The following is a 19,562-nucleotide window of genomic DNA, read 5'->3' on the forward strand; positions in this document are numbered from 1 at the left end:
TCAGCCCCCCAGCGGTCGAAGATGCGCGACAAGTCGCGTGCAAAGTCATCTTGGGGACGCTGACAACAAGGTACGTGCGCTCAATCGCGTCCACCCCATTCACAAAACCGGCTCCGTGGAGTAGTGGGAACGCAGAGAAATCTCCGGTCGCAGCCTTACCCGGTCAAAACAAGGATTCAAACCATGAATGCCCTCGTCATCTGCTCCGGCGGATTGGACTCTGTTTCGCTCGCTCACAAGGTGGCGACCGAGCAGAAACTCATTGGCCTGCTTTCGTTCGATTACGGCCAGAGGCACAAAAAGGAACTCGGCTTTGCCGCCATCTGCGCCAAGCGGCTGGGTGTTCCGCACCAGATCGTCGATATCCGCGATGTTGGCCGGAACCTGAGCGGCTCGGCGCTGACTGATAGTGTGGACGTGCCCGACGGGCACTATGCCGAAGACTCCATGAGGATCACGGTGGTGCCGAACAGGAACGCCATCATGCTGGCTATCGCCTTCGGGGTTGCCGCCGCGCAGAAGGCCGATGCGGTGGCCACTGCCGTCCATGGCGGAGATCATTTCATCTATCCCGATTGCCGGCCCGCTTTTATCGACGCCTTTCAGACGATGCAGAACCATGCGCTCGCAGGCTACGCCGATATCCGCCTTTACGCTCCCTATGTGAATATGTCGAAGGCCGACATCGTCAGCGAGGGGGCAAAGTACGCCACACCGTTCGAGGCGACGTGGTCCTGCTACAAGGGCGGCGCACGTCATTGCGGTCGCTGCGGGACATGCGTCGAACGGCGCGAAGCATTCAATCTGGCCGGCATTGCCGACCCGACAGATTATGAGGACGCGGACTTCTGGCTCCACGCTATCCAGACAAGGAGCGCGTGATGTTCCGCATTACCAAAGAGTTCCACTTCTCGGCCTCGCATCAGCTCACCTCCTTGCCACCAGATCATCAGTGCGCACGTCTGCACGGCCACAACTACATCGTCGTAGTGGAGCTTTCAGGTGGCGAACTGGACGAACACGGCTTTGTGCGCGACTACCAAGATCTGGCGGCGTTCAAGCACTACATCGATGGGACGTTCGACCATCGGCATCTTAACGACGTGCTGGGGCATGACCATGCCACAGCGGAATACCTGGCCAGGCACTTCTACGACTGGTGCAAGGTGCGGCTACCCGAAACCTCCGCCGTGCGGGTGAGCGAGACGCCGAAAACCTGGGCGGAATACCGGCCATGACTTGCGCCTTGCATCCCGGAATCCGGGTGAGCGAGATTTTTGGGCCGACCATTCAGGGCGAAGGCGTGCTGATCGGCTTGCCGACGGTGTTCGTAAGAACCGGCGGGTGCGATTATCGCTGTTCCTGGTGCGACAGCCTGCATGCGGTGGACCGTCGCTTCCGCCATGATTGGGAGATGATGTCTCCCGACGCGGTTTGGCAAAAGGTCATTGCACTTTCCGGCGGTCAGCCCGTCATGGTATCGCTGTCGGGCGGCAATCCGGCCATCCAGCCGCTTGGCCATTTGATCGACCGCGGGCATAGCGAGGGCTACCGTTTTGCATTGGAAACCCAAGGTTCGGTGTCTAAGCAATGGTTCGCGGATCTCGACGTGCTGGTGCTCAGCCCCAAGCCGCCCTCAAGTGAAATGACGACAGATTGGGCCGCGTTCGACGCCTGCTTAGAGGCGGCGCAGGATAAGCCGCAGATGGCGCTCAAGCTCGTCGTCTTCGACGATGATGACTATGCCTATGCCAAAGACGCCGCGGCGCGCTACCCGCAATTACCCGTCTATCTGCAGCCCGGCAATCACACGCCGCCGCGTCCCGGCAACGAAGACGCGTTCATCGACATGGCCGGTGTGATGAGCCGCATGGAATGGCTGGTTGAAAAGGTGACCCGTGACAGGTGGTTCGAGGCGCGTGTACTGCCGCAGCTTCATGTTCTGCTCTGGGGAAACAAACGGGGCGTCTAGCCGAAGGGGAAGGATTGCCGACGACGAGCAAGACAGACATCTATAGCAATCTCAGCCAACTGGGCGGCAGCAGTGTTGTTCCGGAAAGCCCCGAAAACACCGTGCTGGAAAAGGCACCGAAATCAGCATGAGGGCTCGCCTTATTGGGGGCGCTTCACCGCTCCTCTGGAGCGTGACTTGCTCTCGATACTACCATGCTTTTCCGCTGGGTTTGTTTGGTCGCCGATCACCGCTGCGGGACGAATGCGCTTGACAAAATAGCGCCGGCCCGTTCAATTCGGCGCATTCACCAGGGGAGTCCCGGCAAGGGGCTGAGATACTGCTGGCTTTCGCGGCGCAGTGACCCGTTGAACCTGATCCAGTTCATACTGGCGTAGGGACGGTGCAAGCGCTTTGCGGGGGTTTACGCCCGAGATCCTGTTTCGGCAGGTCGGCAGAAGCGTCTTTTCATCCTTCCGGCACAGAACTGGGTCTCCAATGCATGAGCAAAGGAGCCTCAAGATGGATGCCCTCACCCCCGCCGTGTCGACGGGACCACTGCCCGCCTCGCGAAAGATCCACAAGTCTGGCGTCCTCCATCCGCACATCAAAGTGCCGATGCGCGAAATCTCCGTCCATCCGACAGCCGGCGAGCCGCCGGTCACCGTCTACGATCCGTCCGGCGCCTATACGGACCCGACTGTCGAAACCAGCATCGAAAAGGGCCTTGCCCGACTTCGCCACGACTGGATCATGGCGCGCGGCGATGTCGAGGCCCATGGTGGCCGCCACGTGCGGCCGGAGGACAACGGATTTGCGACTGGCGAGCGCCTGACACCGGAATTTCCCATTCGTAACCGGCCGCTCAGGGCGAAGCAGGGCAAGGCGGTGACCCAGCTTGCCTATGCGCGCGCCGGTATCATCACGCCTGAAATGGAGTTCGTCGCCATCCGCGAGAACCTCGGCCGAGAGATCCTGCGCGGCAAGCTGCAGCGCGACGGCGAAGCTTTCGGCGCGGCGATCCCGGATTTCGTCACACCCGAATTCGTGCGCGACGAAGTGGCGCGCGGGCGGGCGATCATTCCCGCCAACATCAATCATCCCGAAAGCGAGCCGATGATCATCGGCCGCAATTTCCTGGTGAAGATCAACGCCAATATAGGCAATTCCGCCGTCACCTCCTCGATGGCCGAAGAGGTCGAAAAGATGGTCTGGGCGATCCGCTGGGGCGCCGACACGGTGATGGACCTGTCGACCGGCCGCAACATCCACAACATCCGCGAATGGATCGTACGCAATGCGCCGGTGCCGATCGGCACGGTGCCGCTCTATCAGGCGCTCGAAAAGGTCAACGGCATTGCCGAGGACCTTACCTGGGAGGTCTACCGTGACACGCTGATCGAGCAAGCCGAACAGGGTGTCGACTATTTCACCATCCATGCCGGCGTGCGGCTGCACTACATCCCGCTGACCGTCGACCGGGTCACGGGCATCGTCTCGCGCGGCGGCTCGATCATGGCCAAGTGGTGCCTCCATCATCACCGGGAAAGCTTTCTCTACGAGCACTTCGCGGAGATCTGCGACATCTGCCGCGCCTATGACGTGTCCTTCTCGCTTGGCGACGGTCTTCGTCCCGGCTCGATCGCCGACGCCAACGACGCGGCGCAATTCGCCGAGCTGGAAACGCTTGGCGAGCTGACGCAGATCGCCTGGGCCAAGGATTGCCAGGTGATGATCGAGGGGCCTGGCCACGTGCCGATGCACAAGATCAAGGAGAACATGGACAAGCAGCTCGCTGTCTGCGGCGAGGCACCTTTTTACACGCTTGGGCCGCTGACGACCGATATCGCGCCAGGCTACGACCACATCACCTCAGGTATCGGCGCCGCAATGATCGGCTGGTTCGGCACCGCCATGCTTTGCTATGTGACGCCGAAGGAACATCTCGGCCTTCCCGATCGCAACGATGTCAAGATTGGCGTGATCACCTACAAGATCGCTGCTCACGCCGCCGACCTCGCCAAAGGCCATCCGGCCGCGAAAACCCGCGACGATGCGCTGTCGCGGGCGCGCTTCGAGTTCCGCTGGGAGGACCAGTTCAACCTGTCACTCGACCCCGAAACAGCGCGATCCTTTCACGACCAGACCTTGCCCAGGGAGGCGCACAAGGTGGCGCATTTCTGCTCGATGTGCGGGCCGAAATTCTGCTCCATGCGCATCTCCCACGACATCCGCGCCGAGGCGCAGAAGGAGGGCATGGCGGCGATGGCGGCGAAATATCGCGAGGGCGGCGATCTCTATGTGCCGGCGGACGAGGCCGGCGCACCGCTGATGTCGGAGGCGCATGAGCCATCATGAGGGTGCTGGTCCAAGGGGCCGGCGTCGCCGGTCTCACCGCAGCCTTCGAACTCGCCGCTCGCGGCGCGGCGGTGACCGTCGTCGAGACCCGGCATGGCCTCGGTGGCAATGCGTCGTGGTTCGCCGGCGGCATGCTGGCGCCATGGTGCGAGCGTGAAAGCGCCGAGCAGCCGGTGCTCGATCTCGGACGCGACGCCGCCGACTGGTGGGATACGGCAACGCCCGGGCAGGTGACGCGGGCCGGAACACTGGTCGTGGCCGCGCCGCGCGATGCGGGCGAGCTCGACCGGTTTGCCAACCGCACGTCGGGGTACAGGCCTGTCGATGAAAACGAAATCGCACAGCTCGAGCCGGACCTCGCCGGTCGCTTCCGCCGTGCGCTGTTCTTCCCCGACGAAGCCCATCTCGACCCACGCCAGGCGATGGCGGCACTGCATGACAGGCTGGCGGCGATGGGCGTCGAATTCCGCTTTGGAGCCGATGCCCGGCAGATTTCCGGTTTCGATCGTCAGCTCGACTGCACGGGAATGTCCGCCGTCGATGCAAGGCTGCGTGGCGTTCGGGGCGAAATGCTGATCCTGCGTACGCCTGATGTCTCGCTGTCGCGCCCAGTCCGGCTGCTTCATCCGCGCTTTCCACTTTACGTGGTGCCGCGCACCGACCACCGTTTCATGGTTGGCGCGACGATGATCGAGAGCCAGTCCACAGGACCGGTCACAGCGCGTTCAATGATGGAGCTTGTGGTCGCGGCCTATGCCCTCCATCCGGCCTTTGACGAGGCCGAGATCGTTGAAACCGGTGTCGGCGTTCGTCCGGCCTTTCCCGACAACCTGCCGCGCGTCGAAACGAGCGGAGACACCGTCGCGATCAATGGGCTCTATCGCCACGGTTTTCTCCTCGCCCCCGCCATGGCGCGCCAGGCTGCCGAGCTGGTTTTCAATCAAGACAGAACCAAGGAGCTTGCTCATGAAACTGTTGGTCAACGGCGAAGCGCATGAGGTTGCCGCCAACACCCTGGCCGAGCTGCTTGCCGCGCTCGACTATGAGGGCGATTGGCTGGCGACCGCCGTCAACAGCGACCTCGTGCACAAAGCCAACCGGGCGGAATTCCGGTTGAGCGACGGCGATCGGATCGAAATCCTTTCGCCGATGCAGGGAGGCTAGCATGTTCGAGCTTCTCGGGACGACGCTTCCTTCCCGCCTGCTTCTCGGCACCGCGCAATATCCTTCGCCGGCCATCCTTGCCGATGCGGTCAAGGCATCGGGCACGTCGGTGGTGACCGTCTCGCTGCGCCGTGAGATGGCAGGCGGTCGGGCCGGCGAGAAATTCTGGTCGTTGATCCGCTCGCTGGGCGTCAGAATCCTGCCCAACACTGCTGGCTGTCATTCCGTCAAGGAAGCGGTGACCACTGCGAAAATGGCGCGCGACGTCTTCGGCACGAGCTGGATCAAGCTCGAAGTGATCGGCAACCACGACACGCTGCAACCGGACGTGTTCGGCCTGGTCGAAGCCGCCCGCATCCTGTGCGAGGACGGTTTTGATGTATTCCCCTATACCACCGATGACCTTGTCGTCGCCGAGCGGCTGCTGGAGGGGGGCTGCAAGGTCTTGATGCCGTGGTGCGCACCGATCGGTTCGGCCCTCGGCCCGGTCAACATTACGGCGCTGCGCTCGATGCGCGGACATTTCCCCGATGTCCCGCTGATTGTGGATGCGGGGCTCGGGCGACCGTCACACGCCGCAACGGTCATGGAGCTCGGTTTCGACGCCGTGCTCCTGAACACGGCGGTCGCCAAGGCGGCCGATCCGGTCGGCATGGCGCGTGCGTTCGGCAAGGCGGTCGAGGCCGGTCGTGAGGCTTTCAGTTCGGGAATGCTTGAACCGCGTGACGTCGCCGTGCCCTCGACACCGACGATCGGCAGGGCGGTTTTCTCATGAAGCTCGATCCCTTCTATCTGATCGTCGAAAGTGCAGCCTGGATCGATCGGCTGGTGCCGCTCGGCGTCAAGCTGGTGCAGCTTCGCATCAAGACCATGGGCGAAGCCGGATTGCGCGCTGAGATCCGCACAGCGAAGGCCTTGTGCGCGCGATACGGGTGCCAGCTCATCATCAATGATTACTGGCGACTGGCCATCGAGGAAGGCTGCGACTTCGTTCATCTCGGTCAGGAGGATCTACAAACCGCCGACCTCTTGGCGATACGGGCGGCCGGCATGAGGCTCGGGCTCAGCACTCATAATCATGCAGAATTGGAAACGGCCATAACGGCCATGCCCGACTACATCGCACTCGGTCCGATCTATCCCACCATCCTGAAGACGATGAAATGGGCGCCGCAGGGACTCGAACGGATCAGAGAATGGAAGCATCGGATAGCGCCAATCCCATTGGTCGCCATTGGCGGTCTCAACCCTGACAGGCTCGACGGAGTTTTCGCGGCTGATGCCGACAGCGCGGCGGTGGTCACCGACATCACGCTGAACGACGACCCGGAAGCGCGCATGCGGGAATGGATCGAAAAGACGGACCAATGGCGCTGAGGCGAGAACCGCATGTGCTTGTCGTTGGCGGATCGGACTCCAGCGGCGGGGCTGGTATCGCCCGCGATATAGAAACGGTTTCCGCCTTCGGGCTGCGCAGTTGTCTTGCCGTCACCGCCGTGACAGTCCAGACGCACTCGGCTGTCGAGCACGTCAAGCTTGTGCCGTCGGAGCTTGTCGCCGCTCAGATGCGCGCCGCGTTCGCTGCCAACGCTGTCGCGGCCGTCAAGATAGGCATGATTGGGACATCGGCGGCTGTTGAGGCAGTCGGCGCTGTTTTGGTCAACCGCCAAGTGCCTGTGGTACTCGACCCGGTCCTGGCCTCTACCTCGGGACGCAATCTGCTGGCGGACGATGCCATTAATATGCTGCGCCACGATCTGATGCCGATCTGCCGGCTTGTAACGCCTAACCTGGTCGAGCTGGCTGCGTTTACCGGCTCGTCACCCGCCGCGGACGAAGAAGGGGCTTGTCGTCAGGCTGAAGAGCTATCGAGGACGGTGAGGACCGCCGTACTCGTCAAGGGCGGCCATGCACAAGGAACCCGTTGCGTCGACGTGCTTTTGCAGCCGAACCAACCTGCAGTTCGGTTCGAGGCGCCCCGCTTGCCGCGAGGGATGCGCGGAACGGGTTGCATGATGGCCAGCGCAATCGCCGCCTCGCTTGCTCTTGGAGCGTCGCTGGAAGCGAGCGTGCGCCAAGCCAAGCAACATGTTTTCGATGCGCTTGCCGGATCGAAGGACATCGGGCCGAGAGGCTGATCGGGCCGAACGTATCCAACGCTCCGATCAAGTCTGGCAGGCGATCGTGGGTCTACTCCTAGGACATGAAGGCCCTATCCGAGGGGTGAGAATGCGGCATACACGGTCGCTTTCGCCTATCAACAACACGCCGCTTTGAGGAGGAAGCCGCATGCCTCTGTGCCAACCGGTTGATGGGTCATCCGAAACCCGCACCTAGTCGTCGCTAGCGACCGCATGCCGCTTGGCACGTTGTTGGGTGGGCGAACGTTCGAACCGGGGTTAGCCAACTCGAGCCATAATTGCGGATTGAATCGCCGTTGCGGTATATAGGGAAGCATCTAACGACAGATCCCCAAACGCCGGTTGACAAAGGAGGTAGTTTGCACCTGCCGCTTCCAGCTGATCAAGAAGAGCTTGTCCCGCAGAAGCTGCCGTTCCTACCACGCACAATTCCTTCTCGATTGCTGCATCGAAGCTCAGCGGCAGGTTTGGTGGAGTCGGCATGCCATTGAGATCATAAAGGAATTTAAAGCTCTTGAGCCACCGTTCGTAAGCAGGTGCAGCGAGTGAACGTGCATCTGTTTCAGAACGCCCAATCACGACCATTCGGAGCAATCCAAGAAATGGCGCTTGGTCGTCCGCCTCACTGGTGTGCTCTCGACCGGCGCGGAAGGCATCAGTGATTCTTCGAACGGAAGAGGAAGGTCCCACGCACGCGATGTTCACGCCATTCGCAGCGGCCCAGACTGCCGATTCCGGTCGATTGGTGGCGATCCAAGTCGGCGGATGTGGACGCTGATGAGTTCTTAGCGTCAGCGGAACGCTGTTCAACTCAAAATGGCGACCTTGATAGGATAGCGTGCCACCCTTCAGCGCATTGATAAGAATTTCGCTGGCTTCCGCATAGTGGTTTGGCGCCGCGTCCGAGCCAATCCCGAAGTAACCCAATTCGATCGGGAGCGAGCCGCGCCCTATCCCAAGTTCGAGCCTGCCACCGCTCAATTGGTCCAGCATACAGATCTCTTCGAACGCACGTAGCGGATGATAGAGGGCAAGCAGCATTACCAACGGGCCGACACGAAGGCGCCGGGTTCGCTGGGCTACGCTCGACAAGAACAGATTCGGTGATGGACCTCTCCCATGTGGGGTACAATGGTGCTCCGCGAGATGATATGCATAGAACCCAAGGTGATCGCACGCCTCCGCTAACATCAGGCGATCTTCGTACTGTCGGGCGATATCGAGGCCGTCCTCGTCCAGATGATCGAAGATGCCGACAGCTAGGCCTGAAGGAAAGGCCTTATTCATGATATTGTCTCCATTTTTGACGCAACTAGTCCGGTTGCTTGCGTATTCCAAGCAATTTCAAGATTTCTCGCTTGTGTAATCGCTCGGATTATTGCCTGAGAAATGCTAAAGCAGAGCCTTAGCAACCTAATGCGGGGGCCTTGACATATTCAATATTCGACTAATACGACTAGCGGCACGAAGAAACGCATCCATTTGCTCTTTTGTACCGATGCTGACGCGGATGTAATTTTCCAAACCTTTATCGGGAAAGACGGCAACAAGTATTTTTTGCCTTGCAAAGGCTGATTGCCACCATGAGCCGTCCTGTCCCGTTGGCACGCGGGCAAGCAAGAAGTTTGCGTGGGAAGGGATTACGGAAAATCCAAGTTGCGAGAGCGCGAGCGTCACTCGCCGTCGTTCATGCCTGATGTGTCTGTGGTTGTCTGCATAGGCGGCGCGGTGCGCAAGGACGCTGATACCAACCGCCTGCCCGATCACATTCATGTTGAAGACGTTCTGGATGTTGCGTAGCCTGCCGATAATTTCAGGGTGACCGAAACCGAAACCGACGCGAACGCCGGCGGCAGCATAGCTTTTCGAAAATGTCCTTAAGACCAGAAGGTTCGAATAGCGATTGATGAGGCGTAGACCATTCTCGGGTGCAAAGTCGACGTAGGCCTCATCCAGCACGATCAAGCGGTCCGATTTCGCTACCAGGCGTTCGATATCGGCCACCGGAACGAACGTTCCGGTCGGATTGTTCGGATTGGCTAACAGAATGAACTTGGCGTCCTTTGCAGGACCGAAGAGCAATTGCTCCATCGGCAAAGAATGATCTTCGCTAAATTTGATTTCGACAAATTGAGCACCCTGCAACGTTGCAAGTTTGCGGTTGAACGAAAACCCTGGCGACATCATCGCCACGCTATCCCCCGGGGCAAGGAAAGCTCTGTAGACAAGTCCAAGCAATTCAGACGATCCGTTGCCGGCGATCACCTGATCCATGGAGACGCTGTAGGCATTGGCGGCTGCTTCCCTCAAGCTGATGTTATCGTCTTCTGGATATAGATACTGCCGTTCGAGAGCTGCAATCGCGCTTTGCATTATGATTGCTGGAAGCGGGAACGGGTTCTCATTCGTGTTTAGTTTTACCCAACTTGAACCCGGCGCTGGTCTATCGGATGGCAGAGCATCTAACTGTCTCGCCACTTGCGAAAGAGACGAAAGCACACTCTGAAGTTTTGCATCGGACATGTTTTTCTCCGTTTCAGTCGCAGAGGGAATCCGGGATGAACGATGGTCTAAAGCACATGGCCGACCGACGGTTCGTTCACACCGCCGTTGTCAGCACATTGACCCCGTGAGGTCGGGCGGGCTGTCCTCCCGGGTCGGATTGGCCCGACGCTCAGGTCCGCATCCACTCGTCATCGGGCCAAGGCTCCGCCAACCTCCAACGCTTGATTTGTCCCTGATATTTGCTTCGGTCGGCCTTTCAAGGACGCTTGATCTGATGCCGTATTTCCTCAGCGGGTATCCAATCTGGCGCGGCGTCAGTCCAAGCAGGCGCCGCCTTTGCCTGCACCGAGCCACATCTCTCCACGGCCGCGATGACACGCTCGCGATTTGACATACTCGCACCGCGGATTTTGACCGGTCACAGGCAAGCGCGAAAAACGCCCTGGGCGTAAGTCGGGGCGCCGCGACGTGTCGAGTGCACAGCGGTGTGATGCCTGGCCATGGGTTTCCTTTCATGAATCGCGTCCGTCGACTGACTTCTGCAGGCCGCAACCGCACGTTGATTCACGAGACCGGAATGGGGCGGGCGAGTCAATCGAGCTTTCTTTCATCCGCGAAAGGAAACTCTGCGCTCATGATAGAATTCCATCAGTTTCATATACCTCCGGTAGATGATATCGAACGGCAGAATGTCTACCCGGCGTCCCCGCGGTGCCGGTGCTGATGGCCCGGGCCATCAGTCTAATCAGCTCCTGGCAAAGCTGGCGCCAGTGGCGTGGCGACCGCCATTGCGACGATGTCATCTACGAGGGCCGACCGCGACTCCGGCGTGATTTCATCACAATCGCGACAAGGTCTTGACCTTTGCCCACCTCGCGGAGCGGCTGATGGCCCCCTGTCCCGGACCAGCTGCGCTGCGCCGTTTCCCAAACGTCTAGGTCACATTTTCGAAGTGCGTGTTGGAATCGGTGATTCCGTATCACATTATCGCCACGTTTTAGCCGCGACGTGGTGGCAATCTGCCACCAGAAAGCCGGCGTTGCCCTGAGACGGTTCGGTCCGGCATCGACTCAAACCAGCCCCCCGCTTAAGGGTCAGTGCCGGATCGAACGCTTCTTGCATCTCTTTTTGAAGGAAATCAGGTGCGACGCCCGAAAAGCAAACGGCGGCCATTAGAAGCAAGCTGATCCGCTCCATTGATCGATACATGGTCCGCCAAATTGCACAGCGCGCCAAGGATCTGCAAATCAACGATGGTTTGAGGCGGCGGCTGCCAGGCGAGACACATCTCGGGCCGGTAGGGCCATTCCGAGCGCCAGCGCGCGAGATGCTTCGGATCGGAAGTGTTGCGCAGCTCACTTCTCGAGGATCGATCCGGTCGCAAAGACGCATCACGGATCGTCGTGCTCGACCAGTAGAATTGAAACATTGTCGGCCTAAGCATCTCGATCTTGTCGGCGACCTCGGCTTTTTCGGTCGCGTTTAAGCCGGCCAGTGGCTCGCCCAGCGGCATGATACGAGGTCCAGCCGCCAAAGCTGTCGAGATGCTAAGCATTCGACGGAGCCCGCCAGGAAGATTTCCCGCCGAACTAGCTCGTTGGCCTCGATGTCGATGACGACGACGCCGCCGACGAAAGAGAAATTGGGATTGTAGTGCGCCGGTTCGCTCAACACCGCGTCACTGGCCATCGCCGGCCAGTCAGCGAGCAACGCTGCCGCCCCACCAAAGACTTTCGCATACATTTCCCGTAGCGATCCCGGTAGGGGCAGCGGTCCGGTTCATTGGCCCGGCCGATCAACGCACCGGCAACGGCGCAGTCGGCGCCACCAACAACGGCGCCTTGCACCGGATCATTTGCCACGGCAGCGCCTATGGCCGCGCCGCCCTGGCCGCCGACCGCTGTACCCTTTTCCGGCTGAGAGTTGGCGCCCAGCGCCATCAACTACCCTCATAGGAATCATCCGCTATTCGGCTACACGCATGTAACCGTCAGGCGGAAGCGGACGGTCAGTAGTTTCTGGCGCTCATTTCAACGGCTTGCACCACATTCGCCAACCGGTCGTTGATTTTTCAGGTTGGTCAACAGCAACCCATTGCACCAAACGTGGTCCACGCGTCCCCACTCACAGGCTGCCGCGGCATCGGGAAAGAACCCACGTCCGTTAAGGTTGGCACTCGTGTTGCAGAGCAGCGGAACGCCAGTGAGTGTTCATATTCGACCAGGAGCTCACTCCGTCTAGCACGCTGACGTTGCCTCCAGTTTTTATCCAGTTTTGAGTTCGTTTCCGGCGTGGGTTGTGCCCTACTGGGCGGGTGAAGCGACGGCCGCTGGCGCGGAGCCTTTGGCATAGCGCAGCGCGAGCGACCGTCGCGGATTGAAGGTAGTGGCGAACTCGGCCGGTGTCTGCCAGGCGATTTGGGAGTGCGGCCGCGCAGTGTTGTAGTCGGCGCGCCACAGGGCGATGGCTACGCGCGCCTGAGCCAGCGAGGTAAACAGCGTCTCGTTGAGCAGTTCATCGCGCAGTCGGCCGTTGAAGCTCTCGATGAAGCCATTCTGCATTGGCTTGCCGGGCGCAATGTAATGCCATTCGACGCGGTTCTGATCCGCCCAGTAGGGCACCCACGCCGGAAACGAACTCAAAACTGGATAAAAACTGGAGGCAAGGTCAGATGCACTGAAACAAACAAGGCGGGTGGCGAAAGACCCTGCATCTTATCGGGGCGTGGGACATGGCAAAGCAAATTCACATAGGAAAGCACCGGCTGCAGTCAACAGAGCTTATTCGGGTACGAAAATCGACCTATATCAAATTTTTAGATCTATTTTAATGTAGATTCTCCGGATTCCGGCATAGTTTCTGCTGATTTTACTTTCCGCGGGATCGCCATTGCCCGCTCCACATCACTCCGCAGCACGTCGTTTCCGACGTATCTAAGTACCCGGTCTATGACAAATGAATGGGCCCTATCAAGGACGACCGGATCGAATGATGCGAAACCAAGTGGGGCGGCGGTTCCTGTCTGTGTTCCGATCGGGGCATGAACCAGTGCCGCAAAAGCAACTCCCGGCAAAAGCAGCATTTCTAGAGATGGAGACACTTCAAAGGCGTCAAGAATCTCCACGCGATCGAAAGCTTGTTCGACATACTTCGCTGGCTTGCCGGCAACAATGCAGTAGCTCTGTGGCTCGTTCTCGTCGTTACCCTCGTCTGCCCCCACCCTGCGTCGCAAGAGCGCGATAACATCGCGAAGAAGAGAAGTAGCGCCCCAAAAGCCAACGTTAGGAGGCACGGAAAGGACAACGCCTGGCGGTTCCTCGACATTACGGATCCCATAATCGACCACTCTCAAAAGCCGCTCGATATTCTGTTGTGTGGTGATCTGTCCGACGAGCGGTACAGTCATACGGTCCGTTCTGGGGTCGCCTGTGCGCGAGACAGCTTCGCGCCAATATCGCTTTACCGACAATCCAGCCTGAATCGTGAAATCACCAAGGAACTCAGGCGCCAAATCAATCAGAGTTTGGTAGGCAGCGCCATCACGGTCAGGTCGAGAGCTGGCACGCAGGCCTGTCGTAAGGAAATGACCTGCGGCCCTTTCGACCTCCGGTCTGTCCCCAAGTTCGACATCGGGTCGCCAAGCGTTTAGGTCAATTTCGCCCAAACTTGGATTGGCAGCCTGTGCATAAACCTTCATCCGTATGGGGACTTGGAAGCGATCGCCAGGCGACACGCTATCGATTGAATATAGATCCCGCTTCTGCACCTGTTCACGATCCGATCGGTCGCCTAGTTCGCGAAAGAAGCGACGAAATCGATCAGGAATATCTTTCGAGATTGTCCCAGAGGTTGCCTCCTCGTCCAACACCAAGTCTGGAAGACCCTGCTCCAACTTGTCTAAACTACGTTGAAGCTCAGGAGCCAAGGCAATTAGATCAAACCCATAGGATCCACGTCGGCCCTCAACCTTATAAATCACCGGGCCATCGTCTCCGTCGTTAAAGAGTCTTTCACCGGGATTTGCCAGCCAAAGCCGTGCTCCTTCGCGTTCCAAGTAGCCAGGTCCAGTAGCTTCTTCGAGCACATATTCCATCTCAACACGATCGTAGCCGAAGAACTCGCGCGCATCGTCCTCGCTAAGACCAGGCACCGCTTTGACGAGGCGCAACAGGAATTCCAACGTGGGGCTTACCAACCCTAAGATGGCCACCTTGTACGAGATATCGTAACGTCGACACGGCAACAGGAGATCATAGACTCCCATTTCCATTCGCTTGTCTTCTTCGGGAGGGACGAGTTCATCGACCTTCAGACGCAGTATGGGACGGCCAATCATTTCCTCCTCCTGCCACCGGTAGGTCCTTCACCGCGGCTCTCTTTTGGCGACGCATTTTCGTTGAATCTAGGTTCCAAAATCTCCCTGGCAGTCACAGTTCGCGCCGAACCCTCGACCACACGTTTCGCGAAGCCAGCTACCAATTGCCCCATCGGACCAGCGGTACGCCAGCGGTGTCGAGCCCCAACGATTACCAAGCGGTCCATTGCTCTGCTGGCGGCAACATTTATCCGGTTGGGAGCGACGAGGAAGCCTTCCCGAATAGTGCGAACCGGGCCTTCCTGCGCTCCATCGATGTTATTCCGCACCAACGAAAGCACGACAATCGGGTTTTCCTTGCCTTGGTAGCTGTCTACGGTTCCTACCTTGATGTGCTTAGTCAGCAGCTCCGATACCGATGATCTAAGAAGCTTCCGATGGATGAGGTCCCTTTGGGCTGCGTACATGCAAATTATTCCGACGGCGATTGGAAACTCCGTCTGCGCTTCAAGCCATTGGCGAAAGGGCGAGTGAGCACACCATGTTTCCAACGTCGCTACGATTGCGTCGGCCTCGACCCTGTTCTGCCTGCTTCCCCCTTCCTTCATTTTCGCGTCATATGCCGCTTCTCCCAAATCGTCAGTTTCTATCCAGGTCAGAGGGTGGGACAGTTCCCCAGGCAACAGGTTGAGATCAATCGCCGGCTTTTCTCTGCCGGCCTCGAGATCGAGTTTTGGATAAAAGGCCTCCGAAACCAGCTTTCCGATTGGAGGAAGCATGCGGTACTGGGTCCGTAGGCGCGCGCCCGCCGCCAATCCATATTTCGTCTCGAATACCCTTTCAAAGTCGCTTCGTTGGATCTCGTTCTTCGCGATCTTTGTCCTTTCAGCAACCTGTTCGATAACCTCGGCCTTGTGCTGCGGCTGAAGCTGGGCTTGATCACCTACAAGCACTGCCCACCGAGCCACCTGCAACGGGACCAGAAGCTCGCTAGCCGTGCATCTTGCGGCTTCGTCAACGATAACCAAATCGAACGCAGTGCTGGTCAAGCCAAGGGAAGCTCGCCCGAGCCCAACACATGTGCCGATCACAACTTGCCGAGTGCCTGCAAGAAAGGTCTCGAAACTGCGCTGCGATCGTGATGCGCTGCCGACGAAGTCTCGCCCCAACCTCGCCGCAGAGAGAAGTCGGTTGAGCTTGTCCGCGCTAGCGGCACCCGACCTCCCGTGGCGCGTCATAAGGCACTCAACTAAGGTGTGATTGAAATCATCAGCGCTGCCGTCAATATCATCCACCAATGAGGGGTCTAACCCGAGCTGCACGAGCATCGCACCCAAGGTTTCCTTCAGCCCATTTATACGCTCCTGCGGAGGCTCCGAAGCTGTCTGGAATTCCGCAAGCCTTCGCCCAATCGGCCGGATCGCAGTTTCGATCAAAATTGCCTCGTTGACGATTTCAGGCGGCATGCCCAGCGCAGTGCCCACAATGTGCATTCGCTCACTAAAAGAAGCATGAAAGCGATCCTTGAAGGCCTGCTCGACTTTGCGTGTGTGGTATCCTCTGATCGGATCGGAAACCTGATCGTCGTTCATCGCCACCCGAAGCATGCTTGGTTCCTCCTTCGATGCTCGGAACAGCTTGAGCAATGCTTCGGCGGCGGTATTCACTGCCTCGTGCGACTGGCTTGACAAGAGAACGTTTCGAGCGAGGCCTTCCGTGATCGCGTAGTGAGCCAGCGCTGCAATAAACCGCGTTTTCCCAGTTCCCGGAGGCCCCTGCAAAAGACCCAAAGGGCGCGCAGAGATGATGCGTTCGAACGCCGCGACCTGGTCTGCGTTCAAGTCGTATTTAGCTAGTTCCAGTCTCTTAAGCGAGTGAGGGACAACCTTAGGAACCGCTCTAGTCCGTGGATCGAAGACGGAGACAAGGCTGCCGGCGCGACCGTTGCCAGCTAGTATGCGGTCCACGGCCTCTCCACGGCGACGAAGACTCTCGGTTTCAAAATGGCTGACAAAGCGTAGCCGCTGTCCATCCTCGACAAGGCGCCTGCCGGCGCTGCCGTACTGCGTCGTCTCTATCACCACGAGACTGGCTCTCGAGTTTTGAACGTCGAGCTCTCCAATTCGGCGCCAAATACCCTTGTTTCCCAACCTCTCGACCGCGACTGTATCGTTGCGGTCGAAATCAAAGGTCCCGCTTTCCAACTCAAACGAGAGCCGGTGCCGTCCGGCAGCTCCGTCAAAAATACTGTCCGTTTGGGCCACGCCCTCTGTGGTCAGTTCCTTCTCGCTGTCGATAAGGTTGCGCCAGAGCAAAGGAACGTCGACAGAGTCCGGTCCGGCAACTGGAGTCGCCGCTATCTCTTCAATCAGTCGTTCCTCGTCGTCTTCATCTGACGCCCCGAGATCACCAACTTCAAGAGAGCTCGGGTCGAGATCGCGGCCGTTTCCTGCAAGCGAGGCTGCAATAGCGTCACCTTCAAGAAACTGCTCCATAGAAGAAAAATCATTGTGGTCCGAGCGTTCGACGAGCACTTCCCCTTCGAAGTTAAACACCTCGTGACGGGCGACAATTCCAATGCGCGTCTGGCTCAGTCTGCGACGGGTCGCAGATTTTAATTTTCCAGCGTCGTCTAGTCGGAATTCGATTTCCTCAAACGCACCTCGCAAATGCACAGTGGCTGGTCCACGCACTGGGCTCCGGTAACTGCGCAAAAAGAAACGTCCTTCGTCCGGCTCCAGCGCACCGATTTCGGAACCGCGGATGGCTAACGTGAGCACAGTGGCGGCGGCGGTCGCGAGATCACTGTCGGCCTCCTCCAACTCGCCTAACGTTTTGTCGATTGCCTCCACGAGGGGAAGAATCGTCGCAAGACGCGGCTCCATTTCCCTGCAGGTCGCGATCGCTTTCGAGAGTCGGCTAGCATGCTCCGGTTTGAAGCGTGCGGCGCCAAAAATCTCCTCTGCCAAGCAAGTAAGGCCATATCTGTCGCGTTCGAAGCGATCGCCCCCAGCAATCGCATACGCGGAATTTTGTATTTCGCCTTCCGAAAGTGACGAGAAGTCCAGAATATCTATCAGGAACGTTTTTCCATCTTCGCGGATTACGATGTTCTCAGGCTTCAGATCTCCGTGACCGACACCCGTAGCATGGAGATTTTCGACAATTTTGATCAGCCGCCGCACCGCAGCCAAGGCTTCGATCGCCATTTGCCATCGTTGCGGGTGCTCCTCGATGATCGAAAGCAGTGAGGAACCCTCGATCCATTCTTGGACCACCGCAAAAGCGTCGCCAAGCCAAGCGATAGTATGAATGGCCGGGATGCCCTCTGGCTCGTCGGCTTTGATCTCTGCTGCTCTATCGAGGAAGGCGAGTATCCGCGCGCCCTCTTTTCGGAGGTCGCCCCAGGCTGATTGCTTCCACAATTTAACCACGAGTTGCTTATCGTCTGCGGCAGTACGCCATGCATCCAAGCGATCGCTCTCGCGAATCGGTTCTCCGACAACTGGATACGCTGACGCCAAAGCTAATTGGGAACGTATGACCTCCCGATATCGAGCCAGTCCGATCTGAACCTCTTCAGGGGTAGGATGCTGTACAGTTGCCTTGTTGAATGCCTCAAGAGCTGCACGAGCGTCTGGAAAACGCTTCTTCGCATCAAGCTCCAGGCCCTCCGCAAACCAATGATGCAAGACCTCGAACTCAGCTCCTGCATCGACGGCGGCAGACCACTCCGGCGGATTGCCACCGGGCAGACAGCCATAGATAATTTGGTGCACTGCGACCGCGCCGAGGAAGACGTCCCGTCGCATTGGCCCCGCGTTTTCGCCAAGCACGTCCTCAGGGACGGTTACGCTCGCCAGAAAATGATACCGAGAGTCGCCGAGAGATCTCACCTCGGGGAAACGTGCGGCGAAAAGGTGAGAAATCTGGACGGTGGTCGGTGCTTCAAGCCAAATGCTGTGCCCGCCAAGATCCAGATGGGCCGCAGAATTGCGATGAAGTTCCGCCTGAACCGACAAAAGCTGTCGCGCGAGCTCTATACGTTCGACGGGCGAAAGGCTCTTCACCTCGGTCTTGGCAAAGTCAGATAATCGCTTCAGCCGTGGTCGGCGGTCGTAGATCTCCCAGTAGTGAACACTCCGATCGGGATCTTCGAGCCTTGGCGTTAGCAGGTTCCGATCAATGCTGTCGCTCCTGTCGCGCAGCCAGTGATAGACTTGGCGTTCCCGGCCCGCGATTTCCAGACGACCTTCCTCTGTCTGGAACCGAGCGTCCTTTACCTTGGTAAAATCCCAAAGGCGAAGAGTACCGAAGCTCGGGGGCGTCCCCTCTTCACGAGCGTCATATTCTCGGTAAATGCCATCAGGGTGCTCGAACGTCGACGAATCATCAGCAACATACCTCTGAAAGCTTCTCCGCCCTGGCTTGAAAAGCGTCGTTGGCCCTGCGTTGAAGAAGCGGCTCAGGCGTTCTTTCCAGGTTGATTCGGTGAGTGGATGATGGACGATGTATTCTGCAATATTCCCGAAGGTCGCTCGATCTGATTGATCGGGGAACACGGCTGCTTTGAATTCACCGAGGGTGAGGACCTTCGCCCGTTCGGCTTCGGTAATTCCAGAGCGGTCCGCTTTACCGATGAGGACGACGAGGCCTTCAACCCGTGGGACCGGGACATGCTTTGTCTCTGGTCGTTTCGCAAATTCCTTAGTTAGCAATATTCCCAACTGCCGCGCGATGTCGTTTATTTTGCCGACCGGCGACGCGTCTTTGTCGTGGCCATCGAGAAGCCATCGACCGTCTACGCTCTCGATGTTGCCGTACCAATCCTTGAGGTCGATCGCGAAGATCCGGCGGTTGGTGACGAGGATAACGTCTATCTCCCGAGCTTTTCCGGCTCCCAGCGCCAGATCAAGATTCGTAAAGGCATACCAGTCCCGCGGCATAGCTGCCTTCAGTCGGTCAATGCCTTTGACTTCGCGCTGGTGAATGCCGCGCCCGCTGTTCGTGATGTGCAAGACTACTCCCCCGACCCAATCACGGGCCAACCTACAGTATCGAGCATGCCCCAGTCATGCGTTCAAGAGCGAGCGCGCGTCAACGCCCAGTTGAATATCCATCCCGCCGA

The 19,562-nt window shown here is 58.6% G+C and carries 16 protein-coding genes, 2 pseudogenes and 1 riboswitch; of the genes and pseudogenes, 9 read left to right on the forward strand and 9 right to left on the reverse strand.

Going from position 1 to position 19,562, the window contains the following annotated elements; all coding sequences use genetic code 11:
• Positions 1–183: 183 nt before the first annotated feature.
• The 9 genes from queC (at position 184) to SLT36_RS26640 (ending at position 7,611) form a co-directional block, all read left to right on the forward strand.
• Positions 184–882, forward strand: coding sequence for a 7-cyano-7-deazaguanine synthase QueC (gene queC, locus SLT36_RS26600; protein WP_143974696.1), 699 nt, complete (start codon positions 184–186; stop codon positions 880–882).
• On the forward strand, positions 882–1,238 hold the full coding sequence (gene queD / locus SLT36_RS26605) for a 6-carboxytetrahydropterin synthase QueD (protein WP_027055667.1): 357 nt from the start codon (positions 882–884) through the stop codon (positions 1,236–1,238). The genes queC and queD overlap by 1 nt, the downstream gene beginning before the upstream one ends.
• Positions 1,235–1,972: a 7-carboxy-7-deazaguanine synthase QueE gene (gene queE, locus SLT36_RS26610; RefSeq protein ID WP_143974697.1), complete on the forward strand. Its 738-nt coding sequence runs from the start codon at positions 1,235–1,237 to the stop codon at positions 1,970–1,972. The genes queD and queE overlap by 4 nt, the downstream gene beginning before the upstream one ends.
• Before the next feature lie 281 nt (positions 1,973–2,253).
• Positions 2,254–2,370, forward strand: a riboswitch (TPP riboswitch).
• Positions 2,371–2,473: 103 nt separating this feature from the next.
• Positions 2,474–4,309, forward strand: a complete 1,836-nt coding sequence (gene thiC / locus SLT36_RS26615) for a phosphomethylpyrimidine synthase ThiC (protein WP_143974698.1) — start codon at positions 2,474–2,476, stop codon at positions 4,307–4,309.
• The gene (gene thiO, locus SLT36_RS26620; RefSeq protein ID WP_143974699.1) at positions 4,306–5,307 is read left to right on the forward strand and encodes a glycine oxidase ThiO; all 1,002 of its coding nucleotides are present in this window, start codon (positions 4,306–4,308) and stop codon (positions 5,305–5,307) included. The genes thiC and thiO overlap by 4 nt, the downstream gene beginning before the upstream one ends.
• Positions 5,276–5,473, forward strand: a complete 198-nt coding sequence (thiS, locus tag SLT36_RS26625) for a sulfur carrier protein ThiS (RefSeq protein ID WP_006334020.1) — start codon at positions 5,276–5,278, stop codon at positions 5,471–5,473. The genes thiO and thiS overlap by 32 nt, the downstream gene beginning before the upstream one ends.
• Position 5,474: 1 nt before the next feature.
• Positions 5,475–6,248: a thiazole synthase gene (locus tag SLT36_RS26630; protein ID WP_143974700.1), complete on the forward strand. Its 774-nt coding sequence runs from the start codon at positions 5,475–5,477 to the stop codon at positions 6,246–6,248.
• Positions 6,245–6,850: a thiamine phosphate synthase gene (locus tag SLT36_RS26635; protein WP_143974701.1), complete on the forward strand. Its 606-nt coding sequence runs from the start codon at positions 6,245–6,247 to the stop codon at positions 6,848–6,850. The genes SLT36_RS26630 and SLT36_RS26635 overlap by 4 nt, the downstream gene beginning before the upstream one ends.
• Positions 6,841–7,611, forward strand: a complete 771-nt coding sequence (locus tag SLT36_RS26640; RefSeq protein ID WP_432285005.1) for a hydroxymethylpyrimidine/phosphomethylpyrimidine kinase — start codon at positions 6,841–6,843, stop codon at positions 7,609–7,611. Before SLT36_RS26635 ends, SLT36_RS26640 begins: the two co-directional genes overlap by 10 nt.
• Before the next feature lie 261 nt (positions 7,612–7,872).
• Here SLT36_RS26640 and SLT36_RS26645 read toward each other — a convergent pair whose 3' ends face one another.
• From SLT36_RS26645 to SLT36_RS26685, 9 genes and pseudogenes are all read right to left on the reverse strand, one after another.
• A complete protein-coding gene (locus tag SLT36_RS26645) occupies positions 7,873–8,901 on the reverse strand; it encodes an LLM class flavin-dependent oxidoreductase (protein WP_143977025.1) in 1,029 nt (342 codons plus the stop codon).
• A 126-nt stretch (positions 8,902–9,027) separates the two neighbouring features.
• Positions 9,028–10,137, reverse strand: coding sequence for a histidinol-phosphate transaminase (gene hisC, locus SLT36_RS26650; protein WP_143977024.1), 1,110 nt, complete (start codon positions 10,135–10,137; stop codon positions 9,028–9,030).
• A gap of 1,120 nt (positions 10,138–11,257) precedes the next feature.
• Positions 11,258–11,632 (reverse strand): hypothetical protein, encoded by a 375-nt coding sequence (locus SLT36_RS26655; protein WP_143977023.1) that lies wholly within the window; start codon positions 11,630–11,632, stop codon positions 11,258–11,260.
• On the reverse strand, positions 11,602–11,862 hold the full coding sequence (locus SLT36_RS26660) for a hypothetical protein (protein ID WP_432288539.1): 261 nt from the start codon (positions 11,860–11,862) through the stop codon (positions 11,602–11,604). The genes SLT36_RS26655 and SLT36_RS26660 overlap by 31 nt, the downstream gene beginning before the upstream one ends.
• The gene (locus SLT36_RS26665) at positions 11,787–12,059 is read right to left on the reverse strand and encodes a glycine zipper domain-containing protein (RefSeq protein ID WP_432285006.1); all 273 of its coding nucleotides are present in this window, start codon (positions 12,057–12,059) and stop codon (positions 11,787–11,789) included. The genes SLT36_RS26660 and SLT36_RS26665 overlap by 76 nt, the downstream gene beginning before the upstream one ends.
• 90 nt (positions 12,060–12,149) lie before the next feature.
• Positions 12,150–12,352, reverse strand: a pseudogene (locus SLT36_RS26670) (nodulation protein NodU); the annotation flags it as partial.
• Positions 12,353–12,422: 70 nt separating this feature from the next.
• Positions 12,423–12,731 (reverse strand): annotated as a pseudogene (locus SLT36_RS26675) (integrase core domain-containing protein); the annotation flags it as partial.
• A gap of 209 nt (positions 12,732–12,940) precedes the next feature.
• On the reverse strand, positions 12,941–14,455 hold the full coding sequence (locus SLT36_RS26680; RefSeq protein WP_143972560.1) for a hypothetical protein: 1,515 nt from the start codon (positions 14,453–14,455) through the stop codon (positions 12,941–12,943).
• Positions 14,452–19,452 carry an AAA domain-containing protein gene (locus tag SLT36_RS26685; RefSeq protein ID WP_143972561.1) on the reverse strand — a complete coding sequence of 1,667 codons (5,001 nt, stop codon included), beginning with the start codon at positions 19,450–19,452 and terminating at the stop codon, positions 14,452–14,454. The genes SLT36_RS26680 and SLT36_RS26685 overlap by 4 nt, the downstream gene beginning before the upstream one ends.
• Positions 19,453–19,562: the final 110 nt, after the last annotated feature.

It is taken from the genome of Aminobacter sp. BA135, assembly GCF_050859125.1.
GTDB classification, from domain to species: domain Bacteria; phylum Pseudomonadota; class Alphaproteobacteria; order Rhizobiales; family Rhizobiaceae; genus Aminobacter; species Aminobacter ciceronei.